The organism is Paenibacillus sp. Marseille-Q7038, assembly GCF_965111595.1.
In genome coordinates this window covers 2,464,682-2,483,656 of record NZ_CBCOOM010000001.1, presented here as the reverse complement: position 1 = coordinate 2,483,656, position 18,975 = coordinate 2,464,682, and the positions used below count along the sequence as shown (strand labels likewise).

Genomic DNA, 18,975 nt, shown 5'->3' with positions numbered 1-18,975 from the left:
ATTAAAATACAAATGTTGTGCCGATTAATCCATATATACGTAAAGCCAATTTCTGCTATACTGATGTAAAATTAGATGGAATCATTCCAGGAAAAGTGAGGAATTGCCAATAATGTATTTACACGGTACTAGCAAAATTAATGCTTTAGGTCATCTTGAAATCGGTGGCTGCGATACGGTTGAACTTAAACAAGAATATGGAACACCGCTATATATCGTAGACGAGCAATTGATTCGTCAGCGTGCAAGAGAATATATGGATGCATTCAAAGCATCAGGACTCACCTTTCAAGTAGCCTATGCAAGCAAAGCTTTCAGTGTAAAAGCAATGTGTACTCTTGTGGAACAGGAAGGTCTTTCCCTGGATGTGGTTTCAGATGGAGAACTTTATACCGCAATGCAAGCGGGTTTCCCGGCAGAACGCATTCATTTTCATGGAAACAATAAAACACCTGACGAAATTGAAATGGCATTGGATGCAAAGATTGGTTGTTTTGTAGTGGATAACTTTACTGAGATTCATCTCTTACAAGCCATGGCAGCAGAGAAGAATCAAACCGTGAAAATTTTGCTGCGGATCACTCCCGGTGTTGAAGCTCACACACATGAATATATTTCTACAGGACAAACGGATTCGAAATTTGGATTTGATATCGGTAATGGATCTGCTTTTGAAGCTATTGAACTGGCAAGTAAGCAGTCTCATTTACAGCTCCTTGGGGTACATTCTCATATTGGTTCGCAGATTTTCGAGGTGGAAGGTTTCCAGATGGCAGTAGAGCGTGTTGCTGGATTTGCGAGAGAAGTAAAAGAGAAGCTCGGACTTACCTTCCAGGTAGTTAATCTTGGCGGTGGATTTGGGATTCGTTATGTAGAAGGAGATACACCTCTCGAAGTGTCACAATACGTTAAAGCAATAACGGATGGTGTAAAAAAACATTTTGCGGGTATTGGGGAAGAACTTCCTGAAATTTGGGTTGAACCTGGTCGCAGTCTTGTCGGGGAAGCAGGAACTACACTGTATACAGTCGGTACAAGTAAAGATATTCCGGGTGTTCGTAAATATGTTGCTGTCGATGGCGGCATGTCAGATAACCCTCGCCCTGCATTATATGAATCCCAGTATGAAGCTATGCTTGCTAACCGTGCGAATGAAGCTGTAGCGGAGACGGTATCCATTGCAGGAAAAGCTTGTGAGAGTGGAGATATGCTGATATGGGATTTGGCGCTACCTAAAGTTGAAACAGGGGACCTCTTAGCTGTAGCTTGTACGGGTGCCTATAACTATTCAATGGCAAGCAATTATAACCGCATCCGCCGGCCGGCTGTTGTTTTTGTACAGGATGGACAAAGCGATTTGGTTGTTCGTAGAGAGAGTCACGAAGATATCGTTCGGAATGATCTGATTCCCGCACGTATGAATAAGCAAACGGTGACTTCATAGTTCAGGTGTGTCACGTTTAAAACATAGACAGCAGATGAGAGAGAGCTGAAAAGCTCTCTTTTTTTGTTTTTATGTGCCTGTCACACTTTTAACAAACAGGTTTACATGAGGTTGCAAATAGAGTGAAGAGATGAAAAGCTTAAAGTATTGATTTGGGTATAATAACAAACTAAAATAATGACTATAACAGAGGAGATTGATAATGATGACGAAACAAGAAATGAATAAGGTTAAAGTATACCTTGCAAGTCCGTTTTTTAGTGAGGAGCAAGTAGACAGAGTGCAGAGAGTGGAGAAAGCACTGGAGAATAATCCTTTTGTCGGAGAGTTTTTCTCTCCAAGACTTGAGCAGCTAACACATCTAACCATGTATACAGCAGAGTGGGCAGATGCAGTTTACCGTAATGATGTTCATCATGTTGATTGGGCTGATGTTGTAGTAGCCGTGATTGACTATGAAGGAGAGACGGAGCTACATGGAGCAAGACATGGACATGTTGACAGTGGTACAGCCTTTGAGATTGGATATGCCATTGCTAAAGGGAAGCCTGTTATAATTGTTCATGAAAAGTCAGGTATTGTTAACTTGATGATTAGCCAAAGTTGTCATGCTTACCTAGAAACTGCTGAGGCAGTTGCTGATTATGACTTTATCCAAATGCCTAAGATGCCATTCACTGGAGATGTAATGTAAAGACACGAATGAAAAAATAGTATCTGAGTGTTCACACCATGAATCCTGACTTTACAGGTTCTATCTTTTTAATTATATGGACTATCAAAGTTGCTTTAGAGTGTTTACTCATAGTATGCTATTGGAGGCAATTTATTTTGTAGGAGGAATTACAATGGCTAAAAAAGGATATATTGTTATGGAAAATGGGGAGAAAATGGAACTTGAATTTTACCCAAATGAAGCTCCTAACACAGTAGCAAACTTTGAGAAATTGGCTAACGAGGGATTTTATGATGGAGTTATTTTCCATAGAGTAATCCCAGGCTTTGTTAGTCAAGGTGGAGACCCTACAGGTACGGGTATGGGAGGTAGTGGAACTACGATCAAATGTGAGACTGCAGGAAACCCTCATAAACATGAGGCAGGTTCTTTGTCTATGGCTCATGCAGGTAGGGATACTGGCTCCAGTCAGTTTTTCATCGTACATGAACCACAACCACATTTAGATGGTGTTCACACTGTATTTGGTAAAGTAACCTCAGGTCTTGAAACAGCCCTTAACATGAAAAATGGGGACAAGATGGTAGAGGTTAAAGTATTTGATGTTGAATAGGATCTAACCCGTAAACACCCCTGCTCAGGGGTGTTTTTTCATTTATGGAATGAATTTTTTATAGATCCTGTTGATTTTTGTAGATTACGGTGCTACTATTTCATTAAGCTTTTTACAATTTCATATCGATTTTCCTTCGGGGCAGGGCGAAATTCCCTACCGGCGGTGATGACCTCTATGGTACGTAATCGTATTATTGATCAGTCTAAGTCCGTGACCCGTTAAGCGTATGCTTACGGTGGATCTGGTGAAACTCCGGAACCGACAGTATAGTCTGGATGAGAGAAGGAATAGAAAGTACATAGACGTTATATGTTTATTTACTGGCTTTCAAATCAGTTGAGTTAGCAGAAGTTTTTCTATTTGCTATGTCTATTTATTTGACATATCTTTGATGAAGAGCTGCTTATTAGCGATTTTGATTTGTTATGCTTTTATTCGTTGTTCTCTCAGGGCCCCCGTCCGATATTATGTATCGGTTGAGGGTCTTTTTGTTTTCTAGTGTATGTAAGAGGCGCAGTGAAATGAGGTGATAAGTATGGACGTGATGAATGATGAATTCTACATGACACTTGCACTCGAAATGGCAGAAAGGGCACAGGGACAGACAGGAATTAATCCGGTTGTAGGTTGTGTTATTGTCAAAAATGGCCGAATGGTTGGTCTCGGTACTCATCTGCAAAGAGGTAAGGGCCATGCGGAAGTACATGCTCTAGAGATGGCTGGGGAAGAAGCGGAGGGTAGTACCGTTTACGTTACGTTAGAACCTTGCTCTCATTACGGTAAAACACCTCCTTGCAGTGAAAAGCTGATCAGAGCCAAGGTAAAAAAGGTGATCATAGCCTGTGAGGATCCGAATCATGAGGTTGCGGGTAAAGGAATCTCTATGCTTCGGGGCCAAGGAATTGAGGTTGAAGTAGGATTACTTCAAGACCGTGCGAGATATCTTAACGAAAAGTTTTTTAAGTATATTACGACAGGACTTCCTTTTGTAACGCTCAAGACTGCTTCCACTCTAGATGGGAAAATAGCTGCCAAAAGTGGAGATAGTAAGTGGATTTCGAATGAAAAAGCGAGGGAACATGTTCACTTGCTCCGGCATCGCCACCAAGGAATTATGGTCGGGGTAGGGACCGTAATAGCAGACAATCCCGAGTTAACTACCCGGTTAGATGTGGATGGGATAAATCCCGTGCGAATCATTATAGATTCACAGCTTCGAACCCCTCGGGACGCGAAAATAGTGCAAGACGGCCTTGCCCCCACCATACTGATTGCAACGGAGGGAGCAGATAAGGAGCGTGCTGATTATTTTGAGAAACAAGGGGTTCAGGTCATTCGCTGTGGTACAGGACCAAGGGTTGATCTCTTGGCAGCACTTCGTAAACTGAGTGAACTTGAAATTGGTTCGATCCTGCTCGAAGGCGGGGGTACATTAAACGGTGCTATGCTGGAGAACAAACTGGTGGATCGGCTCGTTATGTTCATGGCTCCCAAAATTGTGGGTGGATATAACAACCTCGGCAGCTTCCGTTTTGAAGGAGTAGAACGCATGAGTGAAGCGATTACGCTGAGGAATCTTGAGGTAGAGATACTGGATGACAATATCCGTATTTCAGGTTTACCCGTCTGGCGGAAAGTGGATAAGGAGTGATGTATTTTGTTTACCGGCTTAGTTGAAGAAATAGGGAAAGTGCGGAGTATAGGCCGGAAGGGAGAAGCGATGGTGCTTGGTATTTCAGCTAAGCGAGTAACGGAGGACTTAAACATTGGTGACAGTGTAGCTGTAAATGGAGTATGTCTAACCGTTACGTCGATCGAAGCTTCCGGATTTCTAGTCGATGTGATGCCTGAGACTTATAGACACACGAATCTGAAATTATTGGGAAATGGAAGCCCAGTTAACCTCGAAAGAGCCATGTCTGCAAAAGGTCGATTTGGTGGTCACATTGTGCAAGGTCATGTTGATGGCACAGCCCATATTACTTCTATTAGAAGAGATCAAAATGCGGTCGTATTTAAAATAGCTCCGGTGAGTACAGAAGTATTTCGCTATATTATTCCCAAAGGATCGATCACTGTGGAAGGAATCAGCTTAACCGTTGTGGATGTTACGGGAAGTGATTTTACAGTCTCCATCATTCCACATACGCTAGATCAGACGGTGCTGGCTTATCGAAATACGGGTGATCTTGTCAATATTGAATGTGATGTCATCGGAAAATATGTAAACCATTTACTCCGATATCACGAAAATAATGGACCTTCACAGAAGGGGAAATCTGTTGCACTCAGTTATGAGTTTTTAATATGGTTTTTCATAAATAAAAAAATTCATACATCATTATAAGACTAACAAGTGAAAGCAGGTAATCATGATGGAAAATACATTCCTGTTTCATACAGTAGAAGAAGCAATTCAGGATCTACAAAAAGGAAAGGTCGTTATCGTCGTAGATGATGAAGACCGTGAGAATGAAGGGGACTTTGTTGCCCTGGCCGAACTTGCTACGCCAGAAGTCATTAATTTTATGATTACTGAGGGCCGTGGCCTTGTATGTGTTCCGATTACACAAGAACGTGCAAATGAGTTGGAATTAAAACCAATGGTACAGCATAATACCGATTTTCATGGTACAGCCTTTACGGTATCTGTAGATCATAAGCTGACAACGACAGGGATTTCAGCGCAGGAACGTTCGATGACGGTGAAATCGCTTATTGATCCTGAGGCTGTAGGGCAAGATTTCAGAAAACCAGGGCACATGTTTCCTTTAATTGCGAAAAAAGGCGGGGTATTAAGACGAGCTGGACACACGGAAGCCGCGGTAGATCTTGCGCGAATGAGCGGAGCTTATCCAGCTGGTGTGATATGTGAGATTATTAAAGAAGATGGATCAATGGCACGTCTGCCTGATCTGGTTGAAATGGCTAAAAAACATGATCTGAAACTAATTACCATTAAAGATATGATTGCTTATCGTAACTCGCAAGAAAGACTTGTAACAAGGGAAGTTAGCGTTCGGATGCCTACCGATTTTGGTGTGTTTCAGGCCATCGCTTATACCAATGAGGTAGATAACAAAGAGCATATTGCTCTTGTCAAAGGAGAGCTGAATACAGATGAACCTGTTCTGGTTCGGGTCCACTCCGAATGTCTGACAGGTGATGTTTTCCACTCTCACAGATGTGACTGCGGTCCCCAATTTGAAGCAGCTCTTCGGCAAATTCACGAGAATGGAAGCGGCGTACTGCTCTATATGCGACAAGAAGGACGAGGAATTGGACTTATTAATAAATTAAAAGCTTATAAGCTGCAGGAACAAGGACTCGATACCGTTGATGCTAATTTAAAACTTGGTTTTCCGGCTGATCTAAGGGACTACGGCATTGGTGCACAAATTCTAAAAGATCTGGGAATTAGTAAAATCAGACTTCTTACTAACAATCCGCGCAAAATCAAGGGACTGGAAGGGTATGGTCTAGAAGTTGTGGAACGAATTTCCATTCAAATTGCAGAGAACGTAGAAAATACTTCCTATCTCCATACGAAGCAGGCAAAGCTGGGTCATATGTTAACGTTTGATGATATTGAACAGAACGAGAATAAAGAGTTGTAAACGACACGAAAGGGAGATGTAGATTATGGCAAATGTTTTTGAGGGGAATTTAGTTTCTGAGGGATTACGATATGGAGTCGTGGTAGCACGGTTTAACGAGTTTTTAACAAGTAAGTTATTATCCGCTTCACTTGATGCTTTCAAACGCCATGGAGTACAAGATGATGAAGTCGATGTCGCATGGGTTCCTGGTGCTTTTGAGATTCCGCTTGTAGCCCAAAAGATGGCGGAGAGCGGCAAATATGACGCCGTTGTCACGCTGGCTACCGTAATTCGAGGTTCAACAACGCACTATGATTATGTATGTAATGAAATGTCCAAAGGAGTTGCCGCGATTAACCTAAAAACAGGTGTTCCTACAATCTTCGGTCTGGTTTCCACAGAGAATATAGAACAAGCGATTGAGCGTTCTGGAACCAAGGCAGGCAACAAAGGTTGGGATGCTGCAGTAGCAGCGATTGAAATGGCAAACTTGACGAAACAGCTAAAATAGTGCTTATTTAATGTAGTGCCCTGTACTCGCATCTTTTGTTACAATACAAAAGATGCGGGGGCAGGGTTCTTGTATTTTGTAACTGTAGCGGGAGGATGCGTCCATTGACGGTTGTAACCTATAAGCTTGAAACGTTTGAAGGACCTTTGGACCTTTTATTGCACTTGATTGACAAACATGAAATTGACATCCAAGATATTCCGATCAGTCATATAACAGATCAATATATGGACTACATTCATTCCATGCAGGAATTAGAACTTGATATTACAAGTGAATTTCTTGTCATGGCGGCAACCTTGCTTGCGATTAAATCCAAAATACTCCTTCCGAAACCACCAGTGTTTGCGGATGATGAAATCTATGATGATTACATGGAAGAGGAAATGTACGATCCTCGCGCTGAACTTGTACAGCGACTTATGGAATACCGTAAATTCAAAGGAATTGCCCGTCATCTGCACGAGAGGGAATCGGAGAGAAGTTTGATCTTCTCGAAGGAACCGGAAGATCTGACTCCATATGTTCAGGTAGAACCAAGTAATCCGGTGCAGGGACTGCATACCTCGGATTTAATAGCGGCTTTTCAAAAAGCGCTAAGCAGATCTTCTAGGCAGCCAGCTGTGGCTAAAATTCATCGGGATGAAATTTCGGTCAAAGATCGGATTCGTGATGTGGCAGGAGCACTGCAAGCCAAAGGATATGGCGGGAAGATGCTTTTTTCCAAGTTGTTTCATGAAGAAATGATTCGTCAAGAAATTGTAGTAACGTTTTTAGCGATTTTGGAGTTGATGAAAATGAAAAAAATTGTATGTTACCAGGAACGATTGTTTGAAGATATCGTGATGGAATGGAGAGGGGAAAAACAGATCGATGGACTTGCGAACATTGAAATCGATTATTGAGGGACTTTTGTTTTTAGCGGGAGAGGAAGGGCTGGGTGTTAAGCAGCTCTCGGAAATCGTTAACGAGTCTCAAGATATCGTGGCTGGTGCCCTCGAGGAGCTAAAACAAGAATATACAGAACAGCAGAGGGGTCTACAGATTCTGAAAATTGCCGGCAATTTTCAAATGGGTACACTTCCGGATCATGCTCCATATTTTGAAAAACTAGCCTATTCGCCGTCACGCTCTTCTCTATCCCAGGCAGCACTTGAAACGCTGTCCATCATTGCGTATCGCCAACCGATCACAAGAATTGAGATCGAGGAAATTCGAGGAGTCAAATCGGAACGAGCGATTCATACGCTGGTCAACAAGGATTTGATACACGAAGTAGGAAGAGCGGAAGCCATTGGCAGACCAATTCTCTATGGGACAACGAAAGCATTCCTTGATTATTTTGGTCTTGGAACAATTAAGGATCTGCCGGAACCCAATTTATTTGAGGAAGCCGACCCGCAAGAAGAAGAAACACAGCTTCTGTTTACTAAGCTTGAACAGAATTTGCTGGATGAAGACAATCAACAAAATAGTTAAATGAGAAACCGATGCTCTTTTATAGAGGATCGGTTTCTTTTTGTTCACAGCAGAATGCTTTCCAATTTTTATGAACATACTAGACTAATGTATGCAGGGAAGTAAGCAGAGACTTATAAAACAGGAGGAAACCGTGTGTGGATTTGGATTGGATTGATATTTTTAGCTGTTATTATTCTACTCCTCATCTTGGTCTTGTTATCCAATATACATATTGAAGCTAGTATAAAGACGCGAGACACCCAAGCAGAAATGGAATTTCAGGTGAAGTTGATATACGGCATAGTCCGTTTTCATTATGAACTTCCACCTGAGAGTTTTGAAGAGTTGAAGATACAGCTTGCTCAATCTGTAAAGAAGAAAATAAATGAAAAAAAGCGTGACGATGGATCTCAAGAAGCTGCTTCCACCAATAAGCGAGGTCAAAAAGGATTCCATTATCAAATCAAGGAGCTAATAAAAAGTGCTTATGCGCTCCGTATTTGGGACACAAAAGATTTTTCGATGCTACGTATTACGAAATTAACTTGGCAAACAAGGCTTGGTACAGAGGATGTGGTAACCACTTCTGTATTGACTGGATTGTTATGGGGGATTAAAAATACGATGCTCGGATGGATGTCTTATAAAGTGAAATTTACTGACGGACCTGATCTAAAAGTGAATGCGATTTGGGAGGAACAGTGGGCTCTTGATACCCTTCTGGAGTTTCGGGCTTACATTCGATTTTTCAGGTTGATGAAAATCTTCCGTACGCTAAGTCGTGGTATCGTGAATGCGCATGGCGGAATTTGGGCTTGGCACCGTGAACTAAAGTAATGGAAAAGAACAAACAATTTTTTTTCATCAATACACACATAGAGAGACTGAAAGTTGGGAAACCTATATTATGTCAAACTATTGATAAGCAGGAGGTATGTATTCTATGTCAGATCATCCGATTCAAGGTCTAATGAAAACAGCCATGGAAAATATTAAAGCGATGGTTGATGTAAATACCATTGTAGGCGATGCGGTAGAAACACCAGACGGTACCGTTATTTTACCGATTAGCCGTGTTGGTTTTGGTTTTGCAGCAGGAGGCAGTGATTTTCATCTAGAAGCAGAACAGCAGTATGATCGCAGTGGCGCTCATTCGTCTTCAGCAGTTCCTTTTGGCGGGGGTAGCGGGGGCGGTGTATCCATACATCCGATTGCCTTTCTCGTTGTAGGAAAAGATGGAGTTAAAATCGTTCCTCTAGATAACAATACGCATCTGTTTGAGAAGATTATTGATCAAGCGCCTAAATTAATCGATCAAATGCAGCAACTTTTCAATAATAATCAAACAAACTCAACAACGACTGCATCTTCTTCCCAGTAGCAACAAAAAAACAAATTCCCTTCCAGTCTTGTGATGGAAGGGAATTTGTTTTGGTAACGACAAGCAGATTGTCCTAACGAGGACATACTTCGATGGACAAGAACATAGTATAGTACAAGATTCTGCAAAAGGACCCGGAGGAGAACTTATGAAACTATTGAAAAAATGTATTGTGTTGCCGCTAGTAGTAACACTTATGTTATCACCTCTTACCGCTTATGCTGATCATAAACTAGACCATAAGGAACCCCCAGCACTTCATACCAATGCAGAGACCGCTTCGCTCATTGATGTGAGTTCTGGTCGCATTCTGTACAGCAAAGACGGAGATAAGGAAATGAGAATTGCGAGTCTAACCAAAATCATGACAGCTCTAGTTGCCGTGGAAAAAACGGACTTAAAAAGTATGGTAACCGTAAGTAAAAAAGCAGCCGGCAAAGAAGGTTCCTCTTTGTATTTAAAACTAGGAGAGAAAATGTCTCTGGAGAATATGTTGTACGGTCTGATGCTCCGCTCAGGAAATGATGCGGCTACCGCTATTGCGGAGCACGTTGGGGGGTCAGAAGAAGGGTTCGTCCACTTAATGAATCTGAAAGCTGAGGAAATCGGGCTCAGCCATACCCAGTTTAAGAACCCCCACGGGCTTGATGCCGAAGGTCACTATTCTACAGCCAATGATATGGCCAAGCTAACCGCGTACGCACTTCATAATGCGGATTTCAAACGCATTGTCGGTACGCCGCAAAAAAAAGTACCTAATCCAAATGAAACCTGGGATTATAATTGGCTGAATAAAAACAAGATGCTACGGCTTTATGAAGGAGCTGACGGAGTCAAAACTGGGTATACGAAGCTGGCATTTCGGTGTCTTGTGAGTTCTGCAACTCGCGAAGGGCAACAACTTGCAGCCGTAACTTTAAATGATGGGGATGATTGGAACGATCACGCTAAAATGTTGAACTATGGATTTGAGTACTATCCACTTGTGGATCTCGCGCGAAAAGGTCAGTCGATACAACAATATCAATATGTCACGGGTAACTCATTTAAATATCCATTACTTGTATCCGAAGCGGAAAATATCAAAACAAAGCTGATTCTTTATGATCAGCAACTGGAAGAAGCTAAAAAAATTGTGGATAAAGATGCAAACTTTGGACTTAAAGGACGCGTAGAATTTATGCTAAATGGAGTGAAAATCGGTCATATCCCTGTGTATAAAAAGGTAAGCTTTATTCCTAAAGATACTTCAGCCGAAACTTCTGTCTTATCTTATAATCTGGTCCATAAGAGTACATTTTTAAGTTCGATCCGAGAAGTTCTCGGCCAACTATTCACAAGAGAATAAAGGAATCCGAAGCGGGAGGGGTTCACGTTGATAAATGTCATTTGGCTTGCCATGATTGTGATTGGATTTTGTTTTGCAGCGGCAAAAGGGAACATTGAAGTGGTTACTCAGTCAGCTTTTGATGGGGCCGCTACCGGTGTAACGGTTTGTTTTGGACTCATTAGTGTTCTTGTCTTCTGGATGGGGATGATGAAGATGGCGGAAGATGCTGGCCTGCTGTCTAAGATCGCCAAACTTTTAGGACCCGTTGTGAGTTATTTATTTCCAGATGTTCCTAAAAATCATCCTGCCATGGGATATATTCTCTCCAATATGAGTGCTAACTTACTGGGGCTTGGTAATGCGGCTACTCCAATGGGAATTAAAGCGATGCAGCAACTTCAGGAACTGAATCCGGATAAACAAGTAGCAAGTCCTGCGATGTGCACATTACTAGCTTTAAACACAGCGAGCATTACGCTGATCCCGACCACACTGATTGCAATCCGGCTGAATTATCATTCTGCGAATCCCGCTGAAATTGTGGGGACTACCCTGGTTGCTACAGCCTTTGCAACGGCGGCAGCCATTATACTGGATCGGTTTTACCGAAGCAGATTACCGAGGACACCTAAACGCATAATAAATAGAAAACAGCCACCGCAGGCGGAAACAAGTGTGAAAGGGTGAGCACATGTTATCTTTTATTAATCTAATCTCTACATGGGCCATTCCGATCATTATCGCTTTTGTTCCATTATATGCCTATTATCGTAAGGTCCTTGTTTATGAATCCTTTGTAGAAGGAGCCAAGGAAGGTTTTGGCACTGCGATTTCTATCATTCCTCAACTCGTGGCTATGATGGTGGCGATTAGCGTATTTCGCGCTTCGGGGGCACTTGATTTCTTTATGAGTTTCTTTACTCCTTTGTTTCAGTGGATGGGGGTTCCTTCTGAAATATTACCTCTCGGTATACTCAGACCGCTGACAGGGACGGGTTCTCTTGCTTTTACAACGGATTTAATTGGAACATATGGTCCAGACTCCATGATTGGAAGAATCGCTTCAACGGTGCAAGGAAGCACGGATACGACGCTATATGTACTCACTGTTTATTTTGGAGCTGTCGGTATTAGAAACGGCAGATATGCACTCAAAGTAGGGCTTTTTTCTGATCTTGTCGGCTTTGTAGCAGCTATCTTTATATGTCTTCTTGTCTTTGGTTAAACCCCGTTTACGCTGAGATCAAGCCCTTGGAGAGTGCTCTGAGGGTTATTTCCTTTTCATAACCTTGTTATTTCTCCTTCTGATGGGTATCATTAATTCCTGAGGTGACTTATTGAATATGGAGAGATTACAAAAAATTATTGCACAAGCAGGGATTGCTTCCAGACGTAAAAGCGAAGAGCTTATTTTGTCCGGTAAGGTTGAAGTCAACGGAGAAGTAGTGACCGAGCTTGGTACGAAAGCAAATCCCGATGAGGATATCATTACGGTAAACGGTAGACCGATTCGTAGTGAGAAGAAAATTTATGTCATGCTGAATAAACCAAAAGGAGTCATCACAAGTGCTTCTGACCCAGAGGGCAGAAAAATTGTGTCAGACTATCTCAAAGGGATCAAAGAAAGAGTCTATCCGGTAGGAAGACTAGACTATGATACCGAAGGACTGCTCTTGCTAACGAATGATGGTGAATTTGCACATCTGCTAACGCATCCAAAACATCATGTACCTAAGACTTATCTGGCTACAGTAAAAGGAGTTCCGCACGGAACTGCACTGGATCAGTTAAGAAAAGGGATTATGCTGGACGATGGAATGACACATCCTGCAGAAGTGGAATATAAGGATGTAGATACTGACAAGAAAGAAGCGGTCATTAGTATTACGATTCATGAAGGACGTAATCGTCAGGTTCGTCGTATGTTTGAAGCAATCAACCATCCGGTGACAAGACTGAAACGGATATCTTTTGGCGGACTTCTCCTTCAAAACTTAAAACGGGGATTATATCGCCACTTGACGAAAGAAGAAATCAATAACTTGATGCAATCTGCCCAATCCGGAGCAGAAAAGAATAACAAAAAATAAATCCGTAAGGACACATAATTTTCAAAAAACAGACGAAATTTTGTGACATTTTTCGTTATAATTATCCATAGGCTGGATAATTAGACATAATTGTCATAAAAGGAGCGCATTAACGATGGGAAGATCAAAAAGAACCGTTCAGGTTATTATTTTGATATTCATTGTCATCTTGGGTGCCTACGCCATTGGCTCGTCTGTTTTTGGTTCGGATGAAAAACCCGGTGTCGGTGATCGTGTGCCTGATTTTGAACTGCTTGGAATGGATGGTAAAGTTCATACCCTTGCAGAATACAAGGATAAAGTCATGGTTATCAATTTTTGGGGAACTTGGTGCGAGCCATGTGTCGATGAAATGCCCGCCTTGCAGAAACAATGGGACAAATGGAAAGAACAAGGCGTGGTATTCATCGGCGTAAATGTAGGGGAAGATCAGATGACGGTGAATCAGTTTGTTCACGGAGTCGGTGTGGATTTTCCAATTATGTATGACAAGGGAAGAAAAGTGACGGGTGAGTTTGGTATTGCACCGATGCCTTCTACTTTTTTTGTATCTAGAGACGGAAAAATCTCCGAGAAATTTGAAGGTCAGCTGAATTTGGACACGTTGGAGTACAAAATCAAGCAGCTAGTTAATTCAAATTGAGGGGATAGGAGGTTAACGTCACCATGATTCAAAACACAAAGTGTGAATGCGGCCACCAGAATCCAGTGGGTACCGTACTGTGCGAAGCCTGCGGCAAACCGCAAGACGAAAAAGATCTTGTTTCCACTGAACTGCTTGAAATGCGTTATGACGGCAGGGCAAGGCGTTCACAACGAAGTAATCCAAATGCGATTGACCGAGTGTGGAATTTCTTTTCATCTGTTAAAGTGGCGATCTATCTGATCGTCTTTACTTTGGTTGGAGCCATGCTTGGAACGATTTATCCTCAGGAGAATGCTTTTATTAATCTAGATCCTTCTGTTTACTACAAAGAAACGTATGGTTTACCAGGAAACATCTATTACATATTAGGACTTTCACATACATACGAATCCTGGTGGTTTATTTTACTGCTTGTTATGATCGGTGCTTCTCTTGTTATCTGTAGCATAGATCGAGTGTTACCTCTTTACAAGGCACTGAACAAGCAACGTATTCCTAAACATATGCAGTTTCTAACAAGACAAAGAATTACCTACCAGACAGAAATGCCTGAAGATCAAGCAAAAGAGTGGATAGAGAAAGCGGTTACTCCGCTCAAGAAAAAAGGATATCGTGTAAAAACAGACGAATCTGCACTGCTTGCAGAAAAGTACCGTTTTAGCCGGTGGGGTCCTTATGTTATACATATTGGACTAATCATCTTCTTGCTCGCGGTATTAGCACGAGGACTGCCTGGCCTGCATATGGACAAGCATGTTGCTTTTCCGCAAGGTGAGATTGTGAATTTACCGGATACTACGTTTTATCTCGAAAATGTAAATTTCCGAGTGGAATATTACAGTGAGGAAGAAACACCGGTAGAGTTTAAGAATGTTGGAAGAATTGTTCCTAAGCTGTTTGAGACAGAAGCTAAGCTGTATGAATGTACAGCCGATTGTACAGATCTATCAAAAGAGCCGCAGCTGAAACAAGTAGATCATCATTTTATTCAAGTAAATGACCCATTAGATTACAAAGGACTCAAAGCATATCAGTATGATTATGATTTGACTCCTATTCTGAGAGCTGTTTCGCCAGAAGTGATCGATACGAAGACGGGCGAATCTTATGGAACGATTGAGCTAAGTATGAACAATCCACAGCTTGAGTATGAAGCTGGACCTTATCATTTGAAACTGACTAGCAAATTTATGGATTTTGGCTTAAATGATCGGGGAGAACCGGTATCCAAAACTCCGAGTCCCAATGCGCCTGCCTTTTTATTTACAGTTACAGGCAAGGATCTTCCCGCAGATGGGGTGAAGTATCTTTATTTTCCTAAGGAAATAGATAAGGAACGCTTTCAGCAGGATCTGATTAATGAAAGACTAAGTGAAGGAATCATGCCGCTTAGACTTGATGTGAATGGAATGGATAATGTCGACATCATAAATTCCACTACTTATCTTAATATTCGTGTAGATAAAGCCATGCCGTTTGTTTGGCTGGGAGCCGCGATTGTTATGCTTGGTCTTATTATGGGATTCTATTGGCAACATCGCAGAATTTGGATTCGTATTGACCACGGAACTCTGACCTTAGGTGCCCATACAAATAAAAACTGGATTGGTCTTAGGCGAGAAGTGGCTGATGTGCTGAAGAAAGGTAATCTTATAGTGGATGAAAAGTCACTGGACAACGGAGGGAATAAAGCGTGAACATGCTTAACGTAAGCAGTAATGCATTTATGATTGCCTTTTTCTTATATTGTGGAGCTTTTATCGTACATGCAATCGCCGTTATGGGTCGTAAGTTCAGTAATCGAGAGCCGGAAGCCCATGTTAAAAAATGGGGAAGATTTGGTTTGATGCTTACATTAATCGGTCTAGTATCGCAGCTCGTTTATTTTTTCACTAGGTGGGCAGGCGCAGGACATATTCCCGTATCTAATATGTATGAATTTATGACTTTCTTGTCTATGATGGTCATTGTTGCTTTTGCTGTACTTTACATGATATATAAGACATCACTTCTCGGACTCTTTGCTCTGCCGATTACAATTATACTGATGGCATATGCAGCTGTCTTTCCACAGGAGGTACAGCCTCTAGTTCCATCCCTGAAATCAATTTGGCTGAATATCCACGTTACGCTTGCTGCTCTTGGTGAATCTTTCTTTGCAGTGGGCTTTGCAGCAGGTTTGATGTATCTGCTTCGAACGGTTAAATTTGATAGTTCTGCGAAAGTTGATAGAAGACAACAAAAGTGGCTTGAATTTACGTTAGTTGTTATTATTATTGTTATAGGATTTATTGGTACCGTATTTGCCTTTCGTGCAAGCGGATACGAAGCGGTTTTTGTTCAACAGCAGGTGACGGACGTTGACACCGGGGGGACAAATAATAGTAAAATAGAGAAAGTCATTTATCACATGCCGCCTCTTGTAGCACCACATAACAGTGATACAGAAAGCTATACTTCATTCCTTGGAATGAAAGAACCTTTATTTGAAGCACCTTCATGGATGAATGGTGTAAATGCAGGTCGCAAACTGAATACAGTCATATGGTCTGTTATTTCAGGACTGCTGTTATACGGAGTGCTTCGATTAATCATTAGGAAACCACTGAGCCGAGCACTGAGTCCTTATCTAGCGGATATTGATCCTGACGATTTGGATGAAATCAGTTACCGTGCAATTGCAATAGGTTTTCCCATCTTCACCTTAGGTGCACTTATCTTTGCCATGATATGGGCAGAGATCGCCTGGGGACGGTTTTGGGGGTGGGATCCCAAGGAAGTATGGGCACTTATTACTTGGCTCTATTACAGTGCTTATTTGCATCTGCGTTTGTCTAAAGGTTGGCAGGGACGTAATTCCGCGTGGCTTGCTGTACTCGGCTTCCTGATCGTGATGTTTACACTGGTTGGCGTGAACTTGATTATCGCTGGACTTCATTCCTATGCTGGAACAGAATAACTGGAAATGAAGTTTATGTTTTTATTCAAATAGAGCATACTATGAGAACTGGTTTAAGAAAGTGAGGCGAATCGTACGAATGGCAGATCATGAGAACCGGATACTCGTCGTCGATGATGAAGAAAGAATTCGGCGTTTGTTGAAGATGTATCTGGAAAAAGAAGGCTATGACATCGACGAGGCGGAGGATGGTGAATCCGCACTCAGTAAAGCGACATCAGAAGATTATGGCTTGATCTTGCTGGACGTAATGTTGCCGGGTATGGATGGTATTGAAGTATGTACTAGGCTGCGTCAAGTGAAATCAACTCCCGTGCTTATGCTTACAGCCAAAGGGGAGGAGATCAATCGCGTACAGGGTTTTGAAGTTGGGGCAGATGATTATGTAGTGAAGCCTTTCAGCCCTCGTGAAGTGATCTACCGAGTTAAAGCTATCTTGCGTAGAGCTTCTGCAACCGCTTATCTATCTAAAGAAAGCAATTCAAGCAATAACATCGTGTTTCCTCACTTACTTATTGAGCATGATGCTCATCGGGTTACAGCGAATGGGGCAGAGGTGAGTCTTACTCCAAAAGAGTACGAGCTATTGCATTATCTCGCTGTGTCGCCGGATAAGGTCTTCTCCAGGGAAGATTTACTCAAAGACGTGTGGAATTATGAGTTTTTTGGCGACTTACGTACGGTAGATACTCATGTGAAACGTCTTCGTGAGAAGCTGAATAAAGTTTCTCCAGAAGCGGCATCCATGATAACAACGGTATGGGGAGTTGGATATAAACTGGAGGTTCCGAAGTAGTGAAGTTCTGGAAGTCACTAGTCGGTAAGCTTTGGTACACCATCATTTTATTAGTTGCCTGTATTCTCATGACACTGGGAGTATTTCTACTCCCCTATATTGATATCAATTTCTCGGCAGATGAGTCCGGAGAAATTAAAAAGATGTTTGTGCTTGTCTGTATTATTGGATTTAGTTTAACTACTTTTTTTGCACTTTTTCTTCTAAGTAAAATAACACAACCGATGCAGAAGCTGATTCAAGCGACAAATGAGATTCGTAAAGGAAATTATGATACGAGACTATCTCTTGTTACAAGCGATGAAATCGGTGAGCTTGCGAGTACTTTTAATCATATGGCGGGAGAATTAGAGGATACCATTCGGAACTTGAACCATGAGAAAGAACGTGTGGCTAGTGTCCTGCGCAGTATGAGGGATGCGGTTGTCTCTTTTGATAGTGAAGGGAAGATCATTTCTACGAACCCGCAAGGAACGAAATTAATGTCTGCCTGGCAAGGAATCGAATGGAACAAGATCGATGTGAGGTACTCTCCTCAGGAACAGAATGGGGATGCAGGTAATGATGTCCCTGAACCGCTGAGACCCTTATTTAAAGCGGTGGTAAGCCATGGGGAAGACCAAAGTGCAGAAGTGCATGTGAAACAGAGTGTATGGTCCGTACAGATGGCTCCTTTGCATACAGAACCAGGGAACCGAGGGGCAGTTGCTGTGCTGAGGGATGTGACGGAAGAAGCACACCTAGAGAAGATGCGCAGTGACTTTATAGCCAACATTTCTCATGAGATCAGAACTCCATTATCGATGATTCAAGGGTACAGCGAGGCGTTGCTTGATGGAATGGCGGCTTCTCCAAAAGAAAGCGAAGAACTCATACAAGTTATTCATGATGAATCCCTGCGGATGGGCAGATTAGTTAGGGATTTACTAGATCTTGCTCGAATGGAAGCAGGGCATACCGATGTCACCCTTAGCAGAGTAGATTTGAACCAGCTACTTGATCGTGTTTACCGCAAGTTTAGTGTGGCAGCTAAAGAACAGGGGTTACTCTTAGAGTATAAGCATCCAGATGGACCTTTGATCCTAGAAGCGGCTGACGAAGACAAGCTGGAGCAGGTATTTACCAATTTGCTTGATAATGCTTTCAGACATACTCCATCAGGGAGACATATTTCTATTATTTCGTCTACGAAAAATGAGAATGAACTGGAGATTCGTATTCAAGACAAAGGGAAAGGGATTCCTCGTGAAGATCTGCCTTTTATCTTTGAGAGATTCTATAAGGCAGATAAAGCGAGAGTTCGTGATGTAGGTCGTGGAACGGGTCTTGGGCTTGCCATTGTTAAGCACATCATTGATGCGCATCAAGGCACAATCGAAGTAGACAGTATTCATGGAGAAGGTACAGAGTTTACGATTCTACTTCCTATAAAACAACACAAATCGGATAAATCAAAGCTTACTTGA

20 protein-coding genes and 1 riboswitch are annotated in these 18,975 nt (G+C 42.1%); all 20 genes read left to right on the top strand.

The genetic code is table 11. The features are described 5' to 3' along the window. Nucleotides 1–112: 112 nt before the first annotated feature. The 20 genes from lysA to ACWPWY_RS11690 all read left to right on the top strand — a co-directional run bounded on the left by lysA (nt 113) and on the right by ACWPWY_RS11690 (nt 18,975). A complete protein-coding gene (gene lysA / locus ACWPWY_RS11785; protein ID WP_454191867.1) occupies nt 113–1,444 on the top strand; it encodes a diaminopimelate decarboxylase in 1,332 nt (443 codons plus the stop codon). 202 nt (nt 1,445–1,646) lie between these two features. Beyond that, entirely contained in the window at nt 1,647–2,138 is a 492-nt protein-coding gene (locus ACWPWY_RS11780; RefSeq protein WP_454191866.1) for a nucleoside 2-deoxyribosyltransferase, read from the top strand. A 154-nt stretch (nt 2,139–2,292) separates the two neighbouring features. Continuing rightward, nucleotides 2,293–2,733 carry a peptidylprolyl isomerase gene (locus tag ACWPWY_RS11775; protein ID WP_191799201.1) on the top strand — a complete coding sequence of 147 codons (441 nt, stop codon included), beginning with the start codon at nt 2,293–2,295 and terminating at the stop codon, nt 2,731–2,733. Between the two features lie 128 nt (nt 2,734–2,861). Beyond that, a riboswitch (FMN riboswitch) is annotated at nt 2,862–3,027 on the top strand. 244 nt (nt 3,028–3,271) lie between these two features. Further along, nucleotides 3,272–4,387, top strand: coding sequence for a bifunctional diaminohydroxyphosphoribosylaminopyrimidine deaminase/5-amino-6-(5-phosphoribosylamino)uracil reductase RibD (ribD, locus tag ACWPWY_RS11770; protein ID WP_454191865.1), 1,116 nt, complete (start codon nt 3,272–3,274; stop codon nt 4,385–4,387). A 6-nt stretch (nt 4,388–4,393) separates the two neighbouring features. Further along, a complete protein-coding gene (gene ribE, locus ACWPWY_RS11765; RefSeq protein WP_454191864.1) occupies nt 4,394–5,083 on the top strand; it encodes a riboflavin synthase in 690 nt (229 codons plus the stop codon). 28 nt (nt 5,084–5,111) lie between these two features. Beyond that, on the top strand, nt 5,112–6,353 hold the full coding sequence (locus ACWPWY_RS11760; protein ID WP_454192868.1) for a bifunctional 3,4-dihydroxy-2-butanone-4-phosphate synthase/GTP cyclohydrolase II: 1,242 nt from the start codon (nt 5,112–5,114) through the stop codon (nt 6,351–6,353). Nucleotides 6,354–6,378: 25 nt separating this feature from the next. Then, on the top strand, nt 6,379–6,846 hold the full coding sequence (ribH, locus tag ACWPWY_RS11755; RefSeq protein ID WP_454191863.1) for a 6,7-dimethyl-8-ribityllumazine synthase: 468 nt from the start codon (nt 6,379–6,381) through the stop codon (nt 6,844–6,846). Nucleotides 6,847–6,950: 104 nt separating this feature from the next. Then, on the top strand, nt 6,951–7,751 hold the full coding sequence (locus ACWPWY_RS11750) for a segregation and condensation protein A (RefSeq protein WP_454191862.1): 801 nt from the start codon (nt 6,951–6,953) through the stop codon (nt 7,749–7,751). Further along, nucleotides 7,720–8,325 carry an SMC-Scp complex subunit ScpB gene (gene scpB, locus ACWPWY_RS11745; RefSeq protein ID WP_454191861.1) on the top strand — a complete coding sequence of 202 codons (606 nt, stop codon included), beginning with the start codon at nt 7,720–7,722 and terminating at the stop codon, nt 8,323–8,325. The genes ACWPWY_RS11750 and scpB overlap by 32 nt, the downstream gene beginning before the upstream one ends. Before the next feature lie 135 nt (nt 8,326–8,460). Beyond that, a complete protein-coding gene (locus tag ACWPWY_RS11740) occupies nt 8,461–9,144 on the top strand; it encodes a DUF2953 domain-containing protein (protein ID WP_454191860.1) in 684 nt (227 codons plus the stop codon). A 106-nt stretch (nt 9,145–9,250) separates the two neighbouring features. Beyond that, nucleotides 9,251–9,688 carry a GerW family sporulation protein gene (gene ytfJ / locus ACWPWY_RS11735; RefSeq protein ID WP_454191859.1) on the top strand — a complete coding sequence of 146 codons (438 nt, stop codon included), beginning with the start codon at nt 9,251–9,253 and terminating at the stop codon, nt 9,686–9,688. A gap of 148 nt (nt 9,689–9,836) precedes the next feature. Next, nucleotides 9,837–11,036, top strand: coding sequence for a D-alanyl-D-alanine carboxypeptidase family protein (locus ACWPWY_RS11730; protein ID WP_454191858.1), 1,200 nt, complete (start codon nt 9,837–9,839; stop codon nt 11,034–11,036). A gap of 27 nt (nt 11,037–11,063) precedes the next feature. Then, nucleotides 11,064–11,705, top strand: coding sequence for a nucleoside recognition domain-containing protein (locus tag ACWPWY_RS11725; RefSeq protein WP_454191857.1), 642 nt, complete (start codon nt 11,064–11,066; stop codon nt 11,703–11,705). A 4-nt stretch (nt 11,706–11,709) separates the two neighbouring features. Beyond that, nucleotides 11,710–12,243: a spore maturation protein gene (locus ACWPWY_RS11720; protein ID WP_191799212.1), complete on the top strand. Its 534-nt coding sequence runs from the start codon at nt 11,710–11,712 to the stop codon at nt 12,241–12,243. 118 nt (nt 12,244–12,361) lie between these two features. After that, entirely contained in the window at nt 12,362–13,108 is a 747-nt protein-coding gene (locus ACWPWY_RS11715) for a pseudouridine synthase (RefSeq protein WP_454191856.1), read from the top strand. Nucleotides 13,109–13,223: 115 nt separating this feature from the next. After that, nucleotides 13,224–13,751: a redoxin domain-containing protein gene (locus tag ACWPWY_RS11710; RefSeq protein WP_454191855.1), complete on the top strand. Its 528-nt coding sequence runs from the start codon at nt 13,224–13,226 to the stop codon at nt 13,749–13,751. Nucleotides 13,752–13,774: 23 nt separating this feature from the next. Beyond that, nucleotides 13,775–15,451 carry a cytochrome c biogenesis protein ResB gene (resB, locus tag ACWPWY_RS11705; protein WP_454191854.1) on the top strand — a complete coding sequence of 559 codons (1,677 nt, stop codon included), beginning with the start codon at nt 13,775–13,777 and terminating at the stop codon, nt 15,449–15,451. A 2-nt stretch (nt 15,452–15,453) separates the two neighbouring features. Then, nucleotides 15,454–16,713, top strand: coding sequence for a cytochrome c biogenesis protein CcsA (ccsA, locus tag ACWPWY_RS11700; protein WP_454192867.1), 1,260 nt, complete (start codon nt 15,454–15,456; stop codon nt 16,711–16,713). 79 nt (nt 16,714–16,792) lie between these two features. Next, entirely contained in the window at nt 16,793–17,509 is a 717-nt protein-coding gene (locus ACWPWY_RS11695) for a response regulator transcription factor (protein WP_454191853.1), read from the top strand. Next, a complete protein-coding gene (locus ACWPWY_RS11690) occupies nt 17,509–18,975 on the top strand; it encodes an ATP-binding protein (protein ID WP_454191852.1) in 1,467 nt (488 codons plus the stop codon). The genes ACWPWY_RS11695 and ACWPWY_RS11690 overlap by 1 nt, the downstream gene beginning before the upstream one ends.